The organism is Sinorhizobium fredii (genome assembly GCF_002944405.1).
Lineage (GTDB): Bacteria > Pseudomonadota > Alphaproteobacteria > Rhizobiales > Rhizobiaceae > Sinorhizobium > Sinorhizobium fredii_C.
In genome coordinates this window covers 339076-356368 of record NZ_CP024307.1, presented here as the reverse complement: position 1 = coordinate 356368, position 17293 = coordinate 339076, and the positions used below count along the sequence as shown (strand labels likewise).

General features: G+C 63.7%; 18 protein-coding genes and 1 pseudogene. 10 read left to right on the top strand and 9 right to left on the bottom strand.

The features are described from left to right. Positions 1–70 precede the first annotated feature (70 nt). The 3 genes from iolE to NXT3_RS01740 all read left to right on the top strand — a co-directional run bounded on the left by iolE (position 71) and on the right by NXT3_RS01740 (position 2447). A complete protein-coding gene (gene iolE / locus NXT3_RS01750) occupies positions 71–970 on the top strand; it encodes a myo-inosose-2 dehydratase (protein ID WP_097537724.1) in 900 nt (299 codons plus the stop codon). A gap of 191 nt (positions 971–1161) precedes the next feature. After that, positions 1162–1962, top strand: coding sequence for a 5-deoxy-glucuronate isomerase (iolB, locus tag NXT3_RS01745; protein ID WP_097525517.1), 801 nt, complete (start codon positions 1162–1164; stop codon positions 1960–1962). Positions 1963–2042: 80 nt separating this feature from the next. Then, complete coding sequence (locus NXT3_RS01740) at positions 2043–2447, top strand: GFA family protein (protein ID WP_037420907.1); 405 nt, start codon at positions 2043–2045, stop codon at positions 2445–2447. A gap of 137 nt (positions 2448–2584) precedes the next feature. Here NXT3_RS01740 and NXT3_RS01735 read toward each other — a convergent pair whose 3' ends face one another. Next, a complete protein-coding gene (locus tag NXT3_RS01735; protein WP_104838699.1) occupies positions 2585–3568 on the bottom strand; it encodes an NAD-dependent epimerase/dehydratase family protein in 984 nt (327 codons plus the stop codon). Positions 3569–3643: 75 nt separating this feature from the next. Beyond that, positions 3644–4168, bottom strand: a complete 525-nt coding sequence (locus NXT3_RS01730) for a helix-turn-helix transcriptional regulator (RefSeq protein ID WP_037420913.1) — start codon at positions 4166–4168, stop codon at positions 3644–3646. A 102-nt stretch (positions 4169–4270) separates the two neighbouring features. Between NXT3_RS01730 and NXT3_RS01725 the strand changes: the two are divergent. The 3 genes and pseudogenes from NXT3_RS01725 to NXT3_RS01715 all read left to right on the top strand — a co-directional run. After that, positions 4271–5080, top strand: a pseudogene (locus NXT3_RS01725) (AraC family transcriptional regulator); the annotation flags it as partial. A gap of 176 nt (positions 5081–5256) precedes the next feature. Continuing rightward, positions 5257–6168 carry a DMT family transporter gene (locus tag NXT3_RS01720; protein WP_104838698.1) on the top strand — a complete coding sequence of 304 codons (912 nt, stop codon included), beginning with the start codon at positions 5257–5259 and terminating at the stop codon, positions 6166–6168. Positions 6169–6182: 14 nt separating this feature from the next. Beyond that, entirely contained in the window at positions 6183–6875 is a 693-nt protein-coding gene (locus tag NXT3_RS01715) for a B3/B4 domain-containing protein (RefSeq protein WP_097525515.1), read from the top strand. A gap of 171 nt (positions 6876–7046) precedes the next feature. Here NXT3_RS01715 and NXT3_RS01710 read toward each other — a convergent pair whose 3' ends face one another. Next, positions 7047–8630: a peptide chain release factor 3 gene (locus NXT3_RS01710; protein WP_097525514.1), complete on the bottom strand. Its 1584-nt coding sequence runs from the start codon at positions 8628–8630 to the stop codon at positions 7047–7049. A gap of 92 nt (positions 8631–8722) precedes the next feature. Here NXT3_RS01710 and dut point away from each other — a divergent pair, with 92 nt between their 5' ends. Next, entirely contained in the window at positions 8723–9199 is a 477-nt protein-coding gene (dut, locus tag NXT3_RS01705; RefSeq protein ID WP_104838697.1) for a dUTP diphosphatase, read from the top strand. A gap of 58 nt (positions 9200–9257) precedes the next feature. On the opposite strand, the gene NXT3_RS01700 is transcribed toward dut, so the two are convergent. After that, on the bottom strand, positions 9258–9692 hold the full coding sequence (locus NXT3_RS01700; RefSeq protein ID WP_037420924.1) for an Lrp/AsnC family transcriptional regulator: 435 nt from the start codon (positions 9690–9692) through the stop codon (positions 9258–9260). A 136-nt stretch (positions 9693–9828) separates the two neighbouring features. On the opposite strand from NXT3_RS01700, the gene NXT3_RS01695 reads away from it, so the two are divergent. Together NXT3_RS01695 and NXT3_RS01690 are read left to right on the top strand one after the other, a co-directional pair. Beyond that, positions 9829–10740: a DMT family transporter gene (locus NXT3_RS01695; protein WP_104838696.1), complete on the top strand. Its 912-nt coding sequence runs from the start codon at positions 9829–9831 to the stop codon at positions 10738–10740. Further along, positions 10740–11045 carry an NIPSNAP family protein gene (locus NXT3_RS01690; protein ID WP_104838695.1) on the top strand — a complete coding sequence of 102 codons (306 nt, stop codon included), beginning with the start codon at positions 10740–10742 and terminating at the stop codon, positions 11043–11045. Before NXT3_RS01695 ends, NXT3_RS01690 begins: the two co-directional genes overlap by 1 nt. Here NXT3_RS01690 and NXT3_RS01685 read toward each other — a convergent pair. Next, a complete protein-coding gene (locus NXT3_RS01685; protein ID WP_097525509.1) occupies positions 11023–11760 on the bottom strand; it encodes a gamma-glutamylcyclotransferase in 738 nt (245 codons plus the stop codon). The two genes, NXT3_RS01690 and NXT3_RS01685, sit on opposite strands and share 23 nt — an antisense overlap. A gap of 74 nt (positions 11761–11834) precedes the next feature. After that, positions 11835–12467 carry a LysE family translocator gene (locus NXT3_RS01680; protein WP_104838694.1) on the bottom strand — a complete coding sequence of 211 codons (633 nt, stop codon included), beginning with the start codon at positions 12465–12467 and terminating at the stop codon, positions 11835–11837. Positions 12468–12749: 282 nt separating this feature from the next. Here NXT3_RS01680 and cysK point away from each other — a divergent pair, with 282 nt between their 5' ends. Then, positions 12750–13718: a cysteine synthase A gene (gene cysK, locus NXT3_RS01675; protein WP_037420937.1), complete on the top strand. Its 969-nt coding sequence runs from the start codon at positions 12750–12752 to the stop codon at positions 13716–13718. A 284-nt stretch (positions 13719–14002) separates the two neighbouring features. Here cysK and NXT3_RS01665 read toward each other — a convergent pair whose 3' ends face one another. The 3 genes from NXT3_RS01665 to gshB form a co-directional block, all read right to left on the bottom strand. Further along, entirely contained in the window at positions 14003–14443 is a 441-nt protein-coding gene (locus NXT3_RS01665) for a hypothetical protein (protein WP_144353212.1), read from the bottom strand. Between the two features lie 150 nt (positions 14444–14593). Further along, positions 14594–16126 carry a YifB family Mg chelatase-like AAA ATPase gene (locus NXT3_RS01660; RefSeq protein WP_097525505.1) on the bottom strand — a complete coding sequence of 511 codons (1533 nt, stop codon included), beginning with the start codon at positions 16124–16126 and terminating at the stop codon, positions 14594–14596. 166 nt (positions 16127–16292) lie between these two features. Further along, positions 16293–17240: a glutathione synthase gene (gene gshB / locus NXT3_RS01655; RefSeq protein WP_097525504.1), complete on the bottom strand. Its 948-nt coding sequence runs from the start codon at positions 17238–17240 to the stop codon at positions 16293–16295. Between the last annotated feature and the right edge of the window lie 53 nt (positions 17241–17293).

Sequence of the window (17293 nt, the reverse complement as noted above, 5' to 3'; positions counted from 1 at the left end):
CGGTTGAGGGGCATTGCGCCAAAAGATAACGAAGCAACCGCTTCGAGCAGACAAACCAGAAAGTGAGACCATGATCCGCTACGGAACCAACCCGATCGCCTGGAGCAACGACGACGACCATTCGATCGGCGCGCATCTGACGCTCGAGGACTGCCTCTCCGATTGCCAGAAGATCGGCTTCGACGGCATCGAGAAGGGCCACAAGATGCCGTCCGATCCGGAGGCGCTGAAGCAGAAGCTCGGCTCCTACGACCTCGTCTTCGTCTCCGGCTGGCACTCGACCAATCTCTTGACCCATGACGTCGAGGCCGAGAAAAAGGCCATCCAGCCGCATCTCGATCTTTTGAAGCACAATGGCTGCAAGGTGGCGATCGTCTGCGAGACCTCGAACGCCATCCATGGCGACGATTCCAAGTCGCTCGTCAGGGACAAGCCGGTGCTGCCGGCCGATCAGTGGAAGAAGTTCGGCGCGGATCTCGAGGTGATCGCTGAGTATTGCGCCGACCAGGGTATCGACCTCGTCTATCACCACCACATGGGCACGATCGTCCAGAGCGGCGAGGAGATCGACCTGTTGATGGAAAACACAGGGCCGGCGACGAAGCTGCTGCTCGACACCGGGCACGCCTGGTTCGGCGGCTCCGATCCGGTGGAAGTGGCGAAGAAATACATGGACCGCGTCCGTCACATTCATTGCAAGAACGTCCGTCCGGCGGTCCGCAAAGTGGTTGAAGGCGAAGGACTCTCATTCCTCGAAGGCGTGCGCCGCGGCGTCTTCACGGTACCCGGCGATGCCGAAGGCGGTGTCGACTTCCTGCCGGTGCTGAAAATCGCCGCCGAACACGGCTATGATGGCTGGCTGGTGATCGAGGCCGAGCAGGATTCGGCGGTGCGCAATCCGTTCGAATACCAGTCCTTGGGCCTGAAATCGTTGAAGGCGTTTGCGAAGGAAGCGGGGCTGGACAAGTAAGCTCTTATTCGTTGGCAGCGCCCCCTCATCCGGCTGCCGCCACCTTCTCCCCGCTCGCGGGGAGAAGGGATATGCAGCGCCGCTTAAAGTCCCCTCTCCCCCTGCAGGGAGAGGGTTAGTCTTCGGGTTAAACCCGAGGAAAGGGGCGGGCCCAGACGCGGCTACAAGGAAGAAAATCAGGAGACCGTCACATGTCCAAACTGCTCGTCAAACCGAAGGCGCAAACCGGTCTGGTCCAGGACATCACGCCGGAGAGCGCCGGCTGGACCTATGTCGGTTTCGCGCTTAACCGGCTGAAGCCAGGGGAAAAGACCGGCGGCGAAGCGGGCGAGAAGGAATTCTGCCTGGTGCTCGTCAGCGGCAGGGCGAAGATCTCCGTCGACGGCGAGGATTTCGGCGAACTCGGCGAGCGCATGACGCCCTTCGAGGGTCAGCCATATGCCGTCTATGTGCCGAAGGGCAGCGCATGGCAGGCCGAAGCCACGACCGACCTCGAGCTCGCCGTCTGCTCCGCACCCGGTGGCGAAGGCTTCGAGGCGAAGGTGATCCACCCCGGCACGCATCCGCAGATGACGCGCGGCAAGGGCACCAATACCCGCTACGTCACCAATATCATGCCGGAGGACGACGGCTCGGCTCAGTCGCTGCTGGTCGTCGAGGTGATCACGCCGGGCGGCCACACCTCCTCCTACCCGCCGCACAAGCACGACCAGGACAACCTGCCGGCCGAAAGCTATCTCGAGGAAACCTATTACCACCGCCTCAACCCGCCGCAGGGCTTTGCCATGCAGCGCGTTTACACGGACGACCGATCGCTCGACGAGACCATGGCGGTGGAAGACGGCGACGTGGCGCTCGTCCCGAAGGGCTACCATCCGGTCGCCGCCATTCACGGCTACGACTCGTATTATCTCAACGTCATGGCCGGGCCGAAGCGGATCTGGAAGTTCCACAATGCCAAGGAACACGAGTGGCTGTTCACCGGCATCTGAGCCGGGGCGGCAATACACTCGACGAAACGGGCGGGCGCCCTATCGTATCTTGCTGAGGCAAAGCGACGAGGAGCCCTCCCATGCACATCGACGGCCAGTGCCATTGCGGCTTCGTCACCTATGAGGCGGAAATCGATCCCGAGGACGTCTCGATCTGTCACTGCACCGATTGCCAGAAACTCACCGGTTCCGCCTATCGCGTGACCGCGAGCGCGCCGCGCGCCTCCTTCCGGCTCACCGGCGGCGAACCGAAGCTCTACGTCAAGATCGCCGAGAACGGGCGCAAAAGGCTGCAATTCTTCTGCCCGCAATGCGGCTCGCCGGTCTATACCACGGGCACGGATGAGGACGCGGAGGAGATCGGCATCCGTGTCGGCACGATCAACCAGCGGGCCGAACTCACGCCGCGTTCGCAGATCTGGTGCTCCTCCGCCCTGCCTTGGGTCGGCGACATAAGCGCGCTGCCGGGGCGGCCGCGGGAATAAGAGAGGGTGTTGATACCCCCTCTGCCCTGCCGGGCATCTCCCTCACAAGGGTGGAGGGGTAGATGCCCGGCAGGGCAGAGGGGGGTGCGACCCAGGGGTACTCCGCAGATCCGACCCCGCGCAATCTCCGCGTACCACTACGCCACCGGATAGGGCCCCTCGGCGAACACCGTATCATGGTAGCCCTTCGAGCCGATCTCACGCGCCAAGGGACTTCGGAAATCCTCATCCCGGCGAAGGCAAGAAAGCGCGTGCCGGAAATCATATTTGGGCCGCCAGCCGAGAGACGAGATTGCCCGGGCACTCACATAAACCCGGTCGATCGACGGAAAGAGCTTCCAGCCCCGCTCTGCATAGAACGCTTCGCATTCCGGGAATCGGCGCAGGACGACGCGCGCGGCGTTCGTCCTGAGCTCGGCCAGGTCGTTAGGCGAAAAGGGCGTCGGCGCCGAGACGATATAGCGCCCGAAGCCAATCTCCTCTGCCCGCTCCAGCGCCGCCAGATGCGCGCTCACCACGTCTTCGATATCGGCCCGGCGGTAGAGGAGTTCGTTCGCCTGAGCATTCTCCGTTTCATAGCGGCCCCGGATTTCCGCATCGTCGTCGGCCTCGGGAAAAAATCGGGAGGTGCGCAGAATGAGGGTGGGCAGCCGGTGCCGCCGGGCGAAGAGTTCGCAGAGTCCTTCCGCCGCAAGCTTGCTTGTGCCGTAGATATTGCGTGGAATCGGCGTGACATCCTCGGTGATCCAGGCGGCCGGCGCGCCAGGCGCCGGCGTCAGCGCGGAACCGAAAGCGCTGGTGGTGCTGGTAAAGACGAAGGCGCCGACGCCCGCATCGGCTGCGGCCTCGAGCAGGTTGAGCGTCCCGGTGATATTGGTATCGACGAATTCCGAATAGCCGTGCGTCGCCACATGCGGTTTGTGCAGTGTCGCCGCATGGATGACGGCTCGCACGCCCTTGACGGCGTGCCGGACGAAGGCGGGATCGGCGATCGAGCCGAGATGGTCGCCGAATTCCGAGGGCTTGATGTCGACACCGCGCACCGGGCGCCCCGCCCGGCGCAATACTCGCATCAGCGCCTCGCCGAGATGGCCAGCGCTTCCCGTCACTAGAATTGTCATCCGTTCGCTCCTCGTTTCCTGGAAGGCTAAACGCGGCCGGCGAGGAGCGACAAGGCATAAATTATACCCCCGCGATCACGTCAGCGTCGTCACCAGGCGGCCGATCGCTCCGTCCGAAAGTGGAATGCGTTCCCACAGCACGCTGCCCGCGAGGATCGGCACGTCGTCGCGGCCGTTCGGCCCCGTCGCGACGACAAGCGACGACGTCTGGCCGTGATACCAGCCAAGGTCTTGAAGCGTCGCCTCAGCCTGCTGAATGCCCTCCGACGCATAACGGAACATCGGCGTTCCGAGCATATCTCGTCGCCATTCCTTCCGCCGGGCCGGCGACGCCGCCAGCAGCCGATGCGAGTGGTCGCAAATCAGATGGACGCGCGCTGTCGAGGTTTCGACGAGCCGCCTGATGGCCGCATCGGCGGCGGATGCCTGAGGTGCGAAGAGGCGTTCGAGAGCGGCTCGCTGATCCTCGGCGGGCATCAGGACGCCGGTCTCCCAGCGCGATACCGTCGCCTGCGTGACGCCCAGGAGCTCCGCCACGTGGCTCTGCTTGATGCCGCGCATGAGGCGCAAGCGCTTCAACGCGCGTCCTGTGTAAAGCATTGCCACCTCCTCGAAGCCGAACCGCGTGCCGCTTTGCCGCAGGACAACGGAAAGGCTATACCAGCATCGGGCCCAACGAAGAACACAGACGGCGATCGGATCGTGATGAAAGGCCAATTCAGGGTGATGCCGCGCCGCATTGACGGGGTCGACGTGGTCGAAGCCGCGACACGCCATCGCTTCGCGCGCCACACCCATGAGCAATTCGGCATCGGCCTCATTCACCAAGGCGCGCAGAGTTCGCTGAGTGGGCGCGGCACCGTCGAGGCGGAAGCCGGCGACGTGATCACCGTCAATCCGGGCGAGGTCCACGACGGCGCGCCGGTCGGCGACGCCGGTCGCTCCTGGCGGATGCTCTATCTCGCGCCGTCGCTGATCGAGGCTGTCGTCAGCGACATCAGCGAAGGACGAATGCGGACCTGCGAGTTCGCCGTTCCGGTCATCCGCAACGTTGTCCTCGCGGCCCGCTTTCGCGCCCTCTTCGCGGCTGCAGCGACCGCAGTCGGCGCCGAGGCGACGCTTCGCTGGGAAGAACTGGCGGTGACGTTGCTTGCCGAGGCGATGCATCTTGTCCCCAGATCCGCCACCGGGCAAAAAGTGCCCGCTTCGATCGCAGCGGCGATCAGTCTGATCGACGACGATCCGCTGACGCCGCTCACCTTGGCGGACCTCGCCCGCGAAAGCGGCTTGAGCCGCTTCCAGGTCGTGCGCGGCTTTGCCAAGGCGACCGGCCTGACGCCGCATGCCTATCTCATGCAACGGCGCATCGATATCGTCCGTCGGCTGATCGGCGAGAGCACGCCGCTTGCGGAGGCGGCGATTGCCGGCGGTTTTGCCGACCAGAGCCATATGACGCGGCTATTCGTCCGCAAATATGGGTTTTCGCCAGGCGCCTATGCGCGGGCTGTCGGCATGTCGCCCAAAAGTGCGCAGCGGTTTTGTGACATCGACATGCACAAAAACAAACACCCAAAGCGCGTGGCATGAATATGGTTGAATGCGACGCGCTTTAGGACCTGCAATTCCGTTCAAGACCGCCGCCCCCCGATCCGATTTTCTGCCGTCAGCAATCACGGATGGCGGGCAGCATGTCGAAGCAAGCTCAGGGATACTTCTATCTTTCTCTCGCGATGGTTCTGGTGGGGAGCACGGTTGCTGCGAGCAAGATCATCGCGGCCGGCCTGCCGCCTTTCACCGCAACTGCGCTGCGTTTCGCCATCGCCTTCCCGCTCTTGCTGCTGCTGATGCGGCGAACCCGAACGCCGTGGCCGCGGCTCCCAAGGGGCGACTGGCTCATCCTTTTTCTGCAGGCCGGCGCCGGCAGCGTCGGCTATACGACCCTGCTCATTTCCGGCTTGAAGCTCACCCCCGCGGCAGATGCCGGCGTGATCATCGGTACGCTTCCCGTCGTCTCGGCGGCGATCGCCATCGTCATTCTTGGTGAAAGACCGCATCCTTCGACGCTTCTCGCGATCGCTCTTGCCGCCGCAGGCGTGCTGACGATCGTTTTTCGATCGGAGACCGGCGGCATGCATTCGCTCACCGGTAGCGTTCTGATCTTCTGCGCCGTCATCTGCGAAGGGCTGTTCATCCTCCTCAACAAGCGTTTGAAGCGCGCAATCCCACCGCTGACCCTATCCAGTCTGATGGCCGGCCTCGGCGGCGTGATCGCCGCGCCGATTGCGCTTGCGGAGGTTCCCTGGGCCGGATCGACAACCACGGCCGCCATTGCCGCCGTCGCGTATTATGCACTGGTGCCGACCGTCGGCGGCTTCCTGCTCTGGTATGCGGGGCTGGCCAAGGTGAGCGGTACCGAAGCGTCGGTCTTCACAGCGCTTGCGCCCGTTTCCGCCGTGCTTTTCGCCTTTGCGGTGCTCGGCGAGCCGCTGACTCGTCATCAACTGCTCGGCATCGGCTGCGTCCTTGCCGCGGTGCTCTGCCTCGGCCGTTCCAGACCGACGACTCCGGGCAGCCTACGGATACGACCCGAACCTCATTGAACAGGAGCAGTCTCATGCATTTCCGTCACTCGACCGATATCTGGACAGAGTTCCCCGAACTTGCGGCGGGCGTCCTCCATGTCGAGGGCATCCATCGGGACGTGCCCGTCGCAGCCCATGCCACTGAGTTCGAGGCCGTCGCGAAAGCCCGACTTGCAGAAGCCGCAGAGGGTGATCTTCCCGAAATACAGGCCTGGCGCCGCGCCTTTTCGCGCATGGGGATGAAGCCGACGCAATATCGCTCAGCCTCCGAGGCGCTGCTCAGGCGGTTCAGGAAGGAGGGAACACTACCCAAAATCCATCCGCTGATCGATCTTTGCAATGCGGCTTCGCTCGCCTTTGCCATTCCGATCGCAGTCTTCGATCTCGACAAGGTGGCGGCCCATCTCGAGGTGCGGCACGCTGACGGCGACGAGATCTACATGACATTTGCCGGCGACATCGAACATCCTGAGCCGCGGGAGGTCATCTTCACCGACGCCGAGAAACGTGCCCATGCGCGACGCTGGACCAACCGCCAGAGCGGTTATTCGGCCGTGCGCGACGAGACAAAGCGCGTGCTGGTCGTCGCCGAGGCGCTGCATGCCGGCGCGGCGGCCGACGTGAAACGGCTGACCGACGAACTCGGCGCCGCCATCCGCGCCGTCTGGTCCGTCGAGCCTCGATGCGCGATATTGGGCCGGACGGCGCCGCGTCTTGATTGCTGAACGGCCACCATTCGCTTGGTCATCGCCTCACTGCTGCCAAAAAGCTTTGAACGGCTAAGGCGCGTTCCAACCGCGACAGCGAGGATCAAATCCATGCTTGATGGAGGCGTTCCATCACTTGCTGCGCCCAACTGATTCTCGCGCTGCGAATGTCATTCTCGTGGGGGTCGATCACGCCGCCTTGGCGACGTGATATTCCTTGATCGCCACCATTTTGATCGCCGGGTAGCGTTCCGACTCGTAGCGCAGCGAGAAGCCGTCCTGGGCCATGAACACCGGGTCGCCATCGAGGTCGCGGGCGATGTCGCCGCGCCGCGCCGCGATAAACTTTTCGAGTTCGGCGGGATTGTCGGCGGAGACCCAGCGGCAGACGGAGAAACGCGACATTTCGAAGGAGACGGGCAGGCCGTATTCCGCCTGCAGGCGCTCCTTCAGCACGTCGAGCTGCAGCGCGCCGACAACGCCGACGATGGCAGGCGCACCGTCATCGGGGGAGAAGAGCTGCACGACGCCCTCCTCCGCCATCTGCTGCAGCGCCTCCTTCAGCTTCTTCGCCTTCATCGCGTCCTCGAGCCGCACGCGGCGGAGGATTTCCGGCGCGAAGTTCGGCACGCCTTGGAAAACGAGCGGCTCGCCTTCCGTCAGCGTATCGCCGATCCGAAGCGTGCCGTGGTTCGGGATGCCCACCACGTCGCCGGCAAAGGCCGTATCGGCGAGCTGGCGCTGCGAGGCAAAGAAGAACTGCGGGGCGGTAAGCCCCATCTGCTTGCCGGTGCGCGACAGGCGCGCCTTCATGCCGCGCTCGAGCTTGCCCGAGCAGACACGGACGAAGGCGATGCGATCGCGGTGGTTCGGGTCCATGTTCGCCTGGATTTTGAAGACGAAGGCGGTCATCCGGTCGTCGGTCGCCTCGACGGTGCGGATGTCGGCGACCTGGGCGCGCGGCGGCGGCGCGAAGTCGCTGAGCGCATTGATCAGGTCGCGAACGCCGAAATTGCGGAGCGCCGAGCCGAAGAAGACCGGCGTCAGATGGCCCTCGAGGAAGGCTTTGCGGTCGAAGGGCTTGCAGGCCTCGATCGCCAGCATCGTCTCCTCGATGAAGGCGTCGCGCTCGTTCTCCGGCAGGCGATGCGAGGCCATTTCCGGATCGTTGACCTTGGTCAGCCGCTCCTGCGTGTCGGCGCCGCGCACCTCGTTGGTGGCAAGATGATACGTGCCGCAGAAGGTTTTCGAACGGCCGATCGGCCAAGTGACCGGCGCACAGTCGAGTGCCAGCTTTTGCTCGACCTCGTCGAGGATCTCGAAGGGGTCGCGGCTCTCGCGGTCCATCTTGTTGACGAAGGTAATGATCGGAATGTCGCGCAGGCGGCACACCTCGAAGAGCTTGAGCGTGCGCGGCTCGATGCCCTTGGCGGCGTCGATCACCATGACGGCCGCGTCGACCGCCGTCAGCGTGCGATAGGTATCGTCGGCAAAGTCCTCGTGACCGGGCGTGTCGAGCAGGTTGAAGACCGTGTCGTCGTATTCGAAGGTCATCACCGAGGTGACGACCGAGATGCCGCGCTCGCGCTCGATCTTCATCCAGTCGGAACGGGTCTGGATGCGGTCCTTCTTGGCCTTCACCTCGCCGGCGAGCTGGATCGCGCCGCCGAAGAGCAGCAGCTTTTCGGTGAGGGTCGTCTTACCGGCGTCCGGGTGCGAAATGATCGCAAATGTGCGGCGGCGGGAAACCGCCTCGGCAATGCTTTCGGCCATGATCTGAGTATCCTGTGAGTTGCCGCGTCCTTTACAGGCTCGGACGGCAATATGCAATTGACTGCCGGGAGACCGATCCTGCTTATGGCGGAATGGCCATGCACAATTCCATAGACCACCCTGCTCTCGCTCTCGTCCGTCTGCCGCACGCGCGAGACCTCGACCTGCCTGCCTATGAGACGGCCGGGGCCGCGGGCATGGACCTGCGAGCCGCCGTGCCCGCTGATCAGCCGATGACGATTCCGCCCGGCGCTCGCGCGCTGGTGCCCACGGGCTTCATCTTCGAGATCCCCGCCGGCCACGAGGGCCAGGTGCGACCGCGCTCCGGACTTGCCTTCAAGCACGGCATCACTTGCCTCAACACGCCGGGCACGATCGACAGCGACTATCGCGGCGAAGTGAAGGTGCTGCTCATCAATCTCGGCGAGACGGATTTCATCGTCGAGCGCGGCATCCGCATCGCCCAGATGGTGATCGCCCCGGTGATCCAGGTGGCGATCCGCGAGGCAGACGGCGCCGCGCCGACCGAGCGCGGCGCCGGCGGTTTCGGCTCGACGGGAGCTAACTGATGCATGTCCGCCAAAAGTGTGCAGCGGTTTTGGGATAACGACATGCATAAACAAGAATCTATAGCGGCGGCAGGCGCCGCTTGACCGGCGTCGACTTAACGATCGAGGTGTTGGTCTGCGCCTTTTCGGCGATGCGATCGAGGATCGTGTCGAGCTCGCCCATGTCACGGACGAGCATCTTGGCGATGAAGCAATCGTCACCGGTGATCTTGTCGCATTCGACGATTTCCGGTGTCTCCTGGATCAGCTTTTCGACGATGTGCAGCATGCCCGGCATCGGCCGGACGCGGACCACCGCCTGCAGCGGATAGCCGAGCCGCGCCGGGTTGACGGAGACGGTAAAGCCGTTGATCACGCCACGCTCCTCTAGCTTGCGCAGCCTCTCGGCAGCGCTCGGCGAGGAGAGCCCCGCTTCCAGCGCGAGTTCCTTCAGCGACACGCGGGCGTTCGCGGCGAGAATTTCCAGGATACGACGGTCAAGTTCGTCCAGCATCGGCAACTCCGTAAGTCAACTTGGGAAGTTCCCCTTACACAATTAGGCATTCTCTCACAATCTCCTTCGTCAATCCCTATATTCGCATCAGCAGACTCATTACTCTGGCGGTCAAGTCATCAGTGGAGCGAGAGCGATGAACAAGGATTTGCGGCGCGGAAGCGCGGAAATGACGGCGGCAATGCTGATATCGGGAACTATCGGCTGGTTCGTACTGATGTCGGGACAGCCGGTCGCCGGCGTCGTCTTCTGGCGCTGCGTCTTCGGGGCCGTGACGCTCGCAATCCTTGCCGCAGCCCTCGGCCTCATCGATCTCAGGCACTTGCGTCCGAAGGTCGTCGGGCTTTCCGTGCTCGGCGGTGTGGCGATCGTCATCAACTGGCTGCTGCTTTTCGAAGCCTATTCGCACGCCTCGATCTCGATTGCGACGATGGTCTACAACACGCAGCCCTTCATGCTGCTCGGGCTCGGGGCGCTTTTCCTCGGCGAGAAGATCACCCCAACCAAGCTGTTCTGGCTCTCGGTCGCCTTCATCGGCATGCTGGCGATCGTCTCCGCAAAGCCGGCGGGCGGAGCCGGAACCGGTCATTATCTCGCAGGGATCGCCCTCTCGCTCGGCGCCGCCTTCTTCTACGCCATTGCGGCGATCGTCACCAAGCTGCTCAAGGGCACGCCGCCGCAGCTTATCGCGCTGATCCAGGTCTTGACCGGCGCGGCGATGCTCGCCCCCTTTGCCATGACGGCGCCGCTGCCGCAGAGCGCAATCCAGTGGACCTTGCTGATCACCATCGGCGTCGTCCACACCGGCATCATGTACATCCTGCTCTATGGCGCGATCCAGCGGCTGCCGACCCATGTGACGGGCGCGCTTTCTTTCATCTACCCTATCGCCGCAATCCTGGTCGACCGCATTGCCTTCGGGCACCAATTGCAGCCCGTGCAGATCCTGGGATCGGCCGCGATCCTGCTGGCAGCGGCCGGCAGCAATCTCGGCTGGACGCTTCGTTCGGCCCCACGTATCAAGCAGCACGCCGAACGGAGCGCCTGATGATCACCTGCTATTTGAAATACGTCATCGATCCTTACAAGCTCAAGGAATTCGAGCATTACGCCAAGCTCTGGATTCCGCTGGTGAACCGGCTCGGCGGCAGCCATCACGGCTATTTCATGCCGCATGAGGGCGCCAACAATATTGCGCTCGCGCTCTTCAGCTTTCCCTCGCTCGCAGCCTACGAGACCTATCGCGAGCAGATGGCCGCCTATCCTGAATGCCAAGCGGCCTTCGCCTATGCCGAGGAGACGCGCTGCATTCTAAGCTACGAGCGCAGCTTCATGCGTCCAGTGTTTGAATGAGCTCGCTTGACGCCGCGGCTCCATCGCGCTCGATGCACTCCGCTACGAGCGCTTGTAGGCGCCACAAATTGCGATCTCGAATGCCCCTGGCTTCAAGATGCGTTACCGTGTTGAGGAGATACTCCGCGCCCGAGCCGACATGGCCGCAGGCGCGCGCCAGGACTTCGGCGACGGCCTCGAGAGGAAGGCTTCCGGTATAGAATGACGAAGCGCGGTTCATGACGAAACCCAGAGCGGGAACGGATCCCTGCCCCGTCTCGACCTTGATCCAGCGGGGCATGCTGTTGGGCGGCTTATAGGTGAACTCACGCCGGAACAGCCTTCCGAGCTGGCCTTCGAGGTCGTCGTTCGGCAGTTCGTAGAGAACGCCGCGGCACTGCCCGCCGCGGTCGAGGGCCATCATCAGACCCGGCTCATCGGGTGTGCCCCGAAAGCGAAGCATCCGCAAGCAGAACGAACGATGCCAGCCCCGGGCGATGCCGATCTCTTCCCTGACATGCTCGATCTCCGGCCTCCAGATCAGTGATCCATAGGCGAAGAGCAAGGTTGGCAAGCCCGGAGCCGGATGGCACTTCATTATCCGCGCCACCCAGTGGTCATAGTCCGCATCTGTGTGCAGTTGCGCTCCGGATCCCGGACCGCCGTCCGCAATCGCTCTGTGGACCTGCGCAACATGGGCCGCGGTCAAGCTGAAGGATGTTGATCTGCCGGACATGGTCAAAATCTCCGCCGAAGAGGATCGCGCAACGGTCCCCCGGGTGCAAGCTGGCCTTTCACGGGTGACCTCGCCTACCGGCGCGCCTCGGCAGCCATGCTGACGGCGAGGCTGGCGAGCACGGTGCTCATCATCCAGCGCTGCACCAGCATGAAGAGGGGCCGGCCTGCGAGGAAGGCGGCGATCGACCCGGCGGTCACGGCGATCAGCACATTGACGCTGACGCTGATTGCGATCTGCAGGCTGCCGAAAACGAGCGACTGCAGGAGCACGCTTCCGGATTCCGGTCGGATGAACTGCGGCAGCAGCGAAAGGTAGAGCGCCGCCACCTTCGGATTGAGCAGGCTGGTGACGAGGCCCATGACGAAGAGCTTGCGCGGTCCGTCCTGCGGCAGGTCGCGGACCTGGAACGGCGAGCGACCGCCGGGCTTCACGGCCTGCCAGGCGAGGAAGAGGAGATAGAGTGCGCCGGCGAAGCACAGCACGTTGTGGGCGAAGGGAACCGCGAGCAACAGGGCGGTGATGCCGAGCGCGGCGAAGACCATGTAGAAGACGAAGCCGAGTGCCACGCCGCCGAGCGAGACAAGGCCGGCGCCCGGGCCTTGGCAGATCGAACGGGAGATCAGGTAGATCATGTTCGGTCCCGGCGTCAGTACCATGCCGAGCGCAATCAGCGCGAAGCCGATGAGATTGTGAGTTTCGGGCAAGGCCGTTCCCCTTCCGCAGTTTTTCCGGAACGTGCACGGCTCAACGAGTCGCTAGCAACGCCGTTCTTGTCACCGGGTCAATTTTTGCGAGCGATGGTGCGGCGTTCTCAAGCGGAACTTTCCACGCCGTGCTATCCACCGACCGGAAAAACATGCTCCAACCGGCGGGTTTGCTATCGCTTTTTCCTTCGCCTGCCCGCATCCGGCGCTTTCCCGCTCTGGAATGGACCGTTGATTGTTCCTATTCTCATGACAACCATCTTGAGCAACGGGAGAAGTACAATGCCAGAAGCGCGCAAGCCCGGCCGCGGCCGCGTCTTTTCATCAATCACCGAAACGATCGGCGACACTCCCATCGTGCGGCTGGACAGGCTCGCCAGCGAAAAGGGCGTGAAGGCGAACCTGCTTGCCAAGCTCGAGTTCTTCAATCCGATCGCCTCGGTCAAGGACCGCATCGGCGTCGCGATGATCGAAGCGCTTGAGGCGGAGGGCAAGATCGAGCCCGGCCGGACGACGCTGATCGAGCCGACATCGGGCAATACCGGCATAGCGCTTGCCTTCGTGGCCGCCGCTAAAGGCTACAGGCTGATCCTCACCATGCCCGAAACGATGTCGGTCGAGCGGCGCAAGATGCTGTCGCTGCTCGGCGCCGAATTGGTGCTGACCGAAGGGGCAAAGGGCATGAAGGGCGCCATCGCCAAGGCGCAGGAACTCACCGAGACGCTGCCCGACGCCATCATCCCGCAACAGTTCGAAAACCCGGCCAATCCGGAAATCCATCGCAGGACGACCGCCGAGGAAATCTGGAACGACACCGAAGGCAGCGTCGATATCCTTGTTTCCGGCATCGGCACCGGCGGCACGATCACCGGCGCCGGTCAAGTGCTGAAGGCGCGCAAGCCGTCGGTCAAGGTGATTGCCGTCGAGCCCGAGGAGTCGCCGGTTCTCTCGGGCGGCACGCCGGGACCGCACAAGATCCAGGGCATCGGCGCTGGCTTCGCGCCGCCGATCCTCGACACCTCGATCTATGACGAGGTCGTCACCGTGAATGCGGGCGAAGCGGTCGAAGTGGCACGGCTCGTCGCCACGCTCGAAGGCGTGCCGGTCGGTATCTCCTCCGGCGCCGCGCTCCAGGCGGCGATCGAAGTCGGCCGGCGCGAGGAGAATGCCGGCAAGATGATCGTGGTGATCATTCCGTCCTTTGCGGAGCGTTATCTTTCGACGGTGCTTTTCGAGGGGCTGGGCGGGTAGAGGCGCGGGCACTGCGGAGCGGGATGAGAGGAGGTGCTCGGTTTTCCGCCCACCGCGCTCGATCCCTTCGCTGTTCAGCGACACGACGATCTCGTGCCAATCGCTGGGCTTGTTCATGAGGTCGGCCTTGGTCGAAGCCGCTTTCGCATTCTCCGCACCTCCCTCATCGATCTCATCTTCGAGGCGAACTCGGCGATGAAAGGTTCATCCCGCCGTCCCTGATCGCGATCGCCTGAAAGGGGGCGCGGACGCTGTAGTGCAGCACGCTTCGCCGTTTCGTGGCGCTATTTCGCAATTCCGGGGCAAAGGCTTTGAAAAATTTCGAGCCTCTCGGCGTAGGAGGCAAGCGAAAGGTTTGGGAGAAAAGCCTCGTCACCGTCGCGGCGGATGAGATAGTCCGTCTCCGACAGCAGCCCTTTCTTGATCATTTCAGGAGACTGCCTGGCGGAGCCGTGAAAGGAATAGCTGGAGCCATGCATGTCCGTCCAGGTGCGCTCGACGCAATTGCCGGTGACGCGGTCAGCGAGCTTCGTCGTCGCGATCACGTCTCCAATGCAGCGCAACGAGTCATCGCGGAGATATTCGACGCAGAAGACTTTCGCGTCCTGCGGCGTGTGCTTCAGGCGGATCACAGCGTTTGCCGTTCCAATTCCCTCCTTCGAAACGATCGTCATCGTCATGCCGATTCTCGCCCCATAGGAGAGCTTGCTTGGGTTCTCGGACACTGCCGACCCCACGGCCGGTCCAAGGAGAATGCCTGCCACAAGGGCGAGCGGCATAACGAAACCGTTTGGTTGGAAGGTGCCGTTGAAGGGGAACACGATAGCGGGCCTTGAGAGATGGACTTGGATTTGTGCAACTGGGCCAGGCGAGCGCTACGCCGCTACCGGCAGGCGCTCGCCGGCGACGCGATAGGAGATCGCTTCGGCGAGATGGATCCGTCCGACGGTCGGTGCTTCGTCGAGATCGGCGAGCGTGCGGGCCACCTTCAGTACACGGTGATAGCCGCGCGCCGAGAACTTCATCTTTTCCGCGGCGTCCCTGAGGAGCTGCAGCCCCGCCGAGTCGGGTTCGGCGATTCTCTCGATCATCGCCGTCGATGCCCGGGCATTGCTCGTCAATTCCGGATGGCCGAGGGCGGCGAGGCGACCCCGCTGCAACTCGCGGGCGCGGGCGACGCGGCGCGCGACGACGGCGCTTGCCTCCGCCGTGCCGGGGCGGATGAGGTCGGCGGCACTGACGGCGGGCACGTCGATGCGGATATCGATGCGGTCCATCAGCGGACCGGAAATCCGAGCCTGGTAATCGGCCATGCAGCGCGGGCCGCGGGCGCAGCTGCGGCCCGGCTCGCCGGCCATGCCGCAGCGGCAGGGGTTCATCGCGGCGACGAGCTGGATCGCCGCCGGGTAGCTCACACGGTGATTGGCGCGCGCAATGACGCATTCGGCGGTTTCGAGCGGCTGGCGCAGCGCATCGAGCACCTGCGGGGGAAACTCCGGAAACTCGTCGAGAAACAGGACGCCATGATGGGCGAGCGACGCCTCCCCGGGTTTTGCCCGCAAACCGCCGCCGATCAGCGCCGCCATGGTGGCGGAATGGTGCGGCGCACGGAACGGCCGGCGGTCGGAGAGCTTGCCGCCCGCCAATTGCCCGGCGATCGAATGGATCATCGACACTTCGAGCAGTTCGGCTGGGGAGAGCGGCGGCAGGATGGACGGCAGACGCGACGCCAGCATCGACTTGCCGGAACCGGGAGGGCCTACCATCAGGAGATTGTGATTGCCGGCGGCCGCGACCTCCAGCGCCCGTTTGGCGCTTTCCTGGCCCTTGATGTCGGCGAGATCGGGAAGATCGGCGGCGGCCGCCCGGACCGCCGGTTCGGGGCGGGAGAGCACCTGCGTGCCGCGGAAATGATTGGCGATGGCAATCAGGCTGCGCGGCGCCAGGATATTGATCTCGGCGCCGGCCCAGGCCGCTTCAGCGCCGCTTTGGGCTGGGCAGATCAGCCCCTTGCCGAGTCCATTGGCCCCGATCGCCGCCGGCAGCGCGCCGGCAACTGGAGCGATCGTGCCGTCGAGATTAAGCTCGCCGATGACCACAAAGCCGGAAAGTGCATCCGCTGGGATGGCGCCGAGCGCCGCCATCAGGCCGAGCGCGATGGCGAGGTCGAAATGGCTGCCTTCCTTGGGCAGGTCGGCCGGCGCCAGATTGACGGTGACCCGCTTGGCCGGCAGCGCCAGGCCCGAGGCGTGCAGCGCCGCCTGGACGCGTTCGCGGCTTTCGGCAACGGCCTTGTCCGGCAGCCCGACGATCTGCATGCCGACCTTGCCAGGAGCCACCATTACCTGGACGTCGACCGGAACGCCCTCGATACCCTGAAACGCAACCGTGCTGACGCGCGCGACCATGATGCCCCCATTGCTCCAGCCTGCACCGCACAACCGCCGCCGGTAGCAAGCCAAATCTTGCACGGTACGCGCTCAAAAACAAGAACAATAATAGAACAAACGCGCGTGAGGTGAAATCGGCGTGTGCCGACCGGGTAGGTCGAACGTTCCTAAACGATTGCGGAGGTCAGCCGCGTTTCTTTTCGATTGCATCCCAGAGCATGCTGGCGACATCGGCGCCGCCGAACTTCTTGACCTCGCGGATGCCAGTCGGCGAAGTGACGTTGATTTCGGTCATGTAATCCCCGATGACATCGATGCCGACGAAGAGGAAGCCGCGCTCTTTCAGCGCCGGTCCGATGCGGGCGCAGATTTCCTTCTCGCGAGCGGTGAGCTCGGTCGCCTCGGCGCGGCCGCCGACATGCATGTTGGAGCGGGCGTCGTGTTCGGCCGGGACGCGGTTGATGGCGCCAACCGGCTCGCCATTGACGAGCAGGATGCGTTTGTCGCCCTTTCGGACCGCCGGCAGATATTCCTGGGCAATGAAGGGCTCGCGAAACATCTGGCCGAACATTTCAAGCAGCGACGAGAGATTGCGATCGTCGCGCGCCGAATGGAAGACCCCGGCGCCGCCATTGCCGTAGAGCGGCTTCAGGATGATGTCGCCCATCTCCTCGCGGAAGCGGGCGATCTCGCTCGCATCCCGCGTGATCAGCGTCCGCGGCATCAGGTCGGGAAATTCGGTGACGAAGATTTTCTCCGGCGAATTGCGCACCCAGGCCGGGTCGTTGACGACGAGCGTCTTCGGGTGAAGCCGCTCCAGAAGATGCGTCGAGGTGATATAGGCCATGTCGAAGGGCGGATCCTGGCGAAGCAGGATGACGTCCATGGTCGAAAGATCGATCCGCTCGGGCTCGTCCAGCGTGAAATGGTCGCCCTTGACGTCGCGCAGCGTCATCTGCTGCGCGGTCGCATAGACCTTGCCGTCACGCAGCGACAGCTTGTCGGGCGTGTAGTGGAACAGCCGGTACCCGCGCGCCTGTGCCTCGAGGCTCATGGCAAAGGTGGAATCGCCCGCAATGGTGATGCCCGAGACATGGTCCATTTGGACCCCGACATTGACGATTCCTGCCATTTTCCCGTTCCCGTTGGTTCCCCTGCCGCATTCGCCCAAGGCGGAAATCGCTT